The sequence below is a fragment of the Microbacterium sp. CH1 genome, assembly GCF_001595495.1.
Lineage (GTDB): Bacteria > Actinomycetota > Actinomycetes > Actinomycetales > Microbacteriaceae > Microbacterium.
This window is the reverse complement of record NZ_LOSO01000015.1, coordinates 391,011-393,339: the sequence shown is the minus strand read 5'-3', so window position 1 is coordinate 393,339 and position 2,329 is coordinate 391,011. Positions and strand designations below refer to the sequence as shown.

Sequence of the window (2,329 nt, the reverse complement as noted above, 5' to 3'; positions counted from 1 at the left end):
CCTCCCGCCTCGCCGGCCCGGCGCCGGACGGAGCGACGGCCACGCTCGCGCTCCCGACCGAGGCCACTCCCCTCCCGGAGACCCCTTCGGTGCTCGCGACGCCCTCCGTCCCGGTGCCGTCCGCCGCCACCCCCGCAGGTCCGACCGCCGTCGACCCGGTCGCGGCCGGGTCCACGGCCGCGCCGAGCCCCGTCGCCGCCACGGCCACCGCGCCCGTCGCGCCGCCGAGCGCCGCCCCCACGCCGGTCCGACCGGCTCTGCTCCCCCAGGTGGCGGCGCCGGTGCTGTCCCTGGCCCAGGCCCCCGACGGCGATCACCGGATCACGCTCACCGTCTCGCCGGAGAACCTCGGTCCCGTCACCGTGCGGGCCCACATCGCCGGCTCCACCCTGCGCATCGAGCTGCAGGCCCCGAGCGAGATCGGCAGGGACGCCCTGCGCGCCCTCCTCGTCGATCTCCGCCGGGACCTCGCGGTCGCCGCGCCGCACGCCACCCTGAGCCTCGGCACCGGAGACGGCTCGTCCTCCTCGCCCCAACACGGCGCGACGACGCACGGCCAGACCGGGAACGGCGACCCGGACACCCCGCGCCCGCCGACCACCCCGCGTCCCTCGGCCTCGGCGCCGACCGCTTCCCCGCCCCCGCCCGCACCGCCCGCCGCGCCCACCGGCGGCATCGACGTCTACGCCTGATCAGAGAGGACTCCATGACCACGGTCGACTCCATCACCGGCACCCTGCCCCCGGGTGCCACGCCGACGTCCGGTGTGCAGACCGGCAGCACGACGCCGGCGACCGAGCGCAAGAAGACCCTCGACTCGGAGGTGTTCCTCAAGCTGCTCGTGGCCCAGCTCACCAACCAGGATCCGAGCTCGCCGATGAACACCAACGAGATGATCTCCCAGACGACGCAGCTCGCCTCGATGGAGCAGCTGACGGCGCTCGCGTCGACGAGCACCGAGAACTTCGCCCTCAGCATGCGGCAGACCGCCGCCGCCCTCCTCGGGCAGGAGGCCCAGTACGTCGACGCCGACGGCGTCACCCAGAAGGGCGTCGTCACCGCGGTCTCTTATGCGGGAGCCGTCCCCACCGTGACCATCGGCGAGAAGTCGATCCCCCTCGACGCGATCTCCGGCGTCTCCCTCGTCCCCGGCACCGCTGCCTGACCCCGCTCCCCAGAAAGGCACCACCATGCTCCGTTCCCTCTTCTCCGGAATCTCCGGACTCCGCTCGCACCAGACCATGCTCGACGTCACGGGCAACAACATCGCCAACGTCAACACGACCGGCTTCAAGGCGTCCTCCGTGCAATTCCAGGACTCGCTCTCCCAGCTCCTGCGCAACTCGATGCTGCCGCAGCAGGCGGCCGGCGGGCAGAACCCCGCCCAGGTCGGACTCGGCGTGCAGGTCGCCGGCATCAGCACCAACTTCGCCGGAGGAGCCCCGCAGCCGACCGGCGTCCCCACCGACCTGATGATCTCGGGTGACGGCTTCTTCGTCGTCCGCTCCGGCGGCGAGACCCTCTACACCCGCAACGGCGGCTTCACGTTCGACGCGAGCGGCCGTCTCGTCGGCGCCGGCGGAGCCCTCGTCCAGGGCTGGACCGCCAGCAACGGGGCCATCGTCCCCGGTCAGGGCATCGGGGACATCACCCTCCCCGTCGGTGCCCTCAGCCCCGCGGCCGCCACCACCACCGCGCGCGCCACCGGCAACCTGCCCTCCGGCGCCGCGGTCGGCGAGACGCTCGTGCGCGACATCAAGACCTACGGCGCCGACGGCTCCGCGTCCACCCTGCGGCTGACGTTCACGCGCAGCGCGACCGGGTGGGACGTCACCGACGGGGCGGGCGCGAGCACGGCACTGACCTTCACCGACGGGGTGCAGAACGGCGCCGGGAGCATCGTGTCGGGCGGCGTCACCGTCGACCTGTCCGGTGTGACCGGCTTCGCGGACGTCAGCGACATCGCGATCAAGGAGCAGAACGGCAAGCCGGCGGGCACGCTGAGCTCCTACGCCCTGACGAACGACGGCAGCCTCGTCGGCACCTTCAGCAACGGCGACACCCAGGTGCTGGCACGCATCGCGCTGGCCGGGTTCGTGAACCCCGGCGGCCTGGAGAAGGTGGGCTCCTCGCAGTTCCGCCCGAGCGGCAACTCCGGTCAGGCCGAGCTCGGACAGCCCGGCACCGGCGGCCTCGGCGGCATCATCAGCGGCGCGCTCGAGATGTCGAACGTCGACCTCTCGCAGGAGTTCACGAACCTCATCGTCGCGCAGCGCGGCTTCCAGGCCAACGCCCGCATCATCACCACGAGCGACGAGGTCCTGCAGGA

General features: G+C 72.9%; 3 protein-coding genes. All 3 read left to right on the top strand.

The features are described from left to right. Nucleotides 1-692: flagellar hook-length control protein FliK (locus tag AUV07_RS10235; protein ID WP_197462134.1), on the top strand; the 692-nt coding region annotated here is incomplete at its 5' end. Between the two features lie 14 nt (nt 693-706). Then, complete coding sequence (locus AUV07_RS10230) at nt 707-1,165, top strand: flagellar hook assembly protein FlgD (protein WP_062635815.1); 459 nt, start codon at nt 707-709, stop codon at nt 1,163-1,165. Nucleotides 1,166-1,190: 25 nt separating this feature from the next. Next, nucleotides 1,191-2,329 (top strand): flagellar hook protein FlgE (locus AUV07_RS10225; protein ID WP_062635812.1); only part of this gene is annotated, 1,139 nt, incomplete at its 3' end.

What these genes read in the sequence shown, in the direction of transcription:
- AUV07_RS10230 (WP_062635815.1), top strand. Translation starts at nt 707, where the DNA reads ATGACCACGGTCGACTCCATCACCGGCACCCTGCCCCCGGGTGCCACG.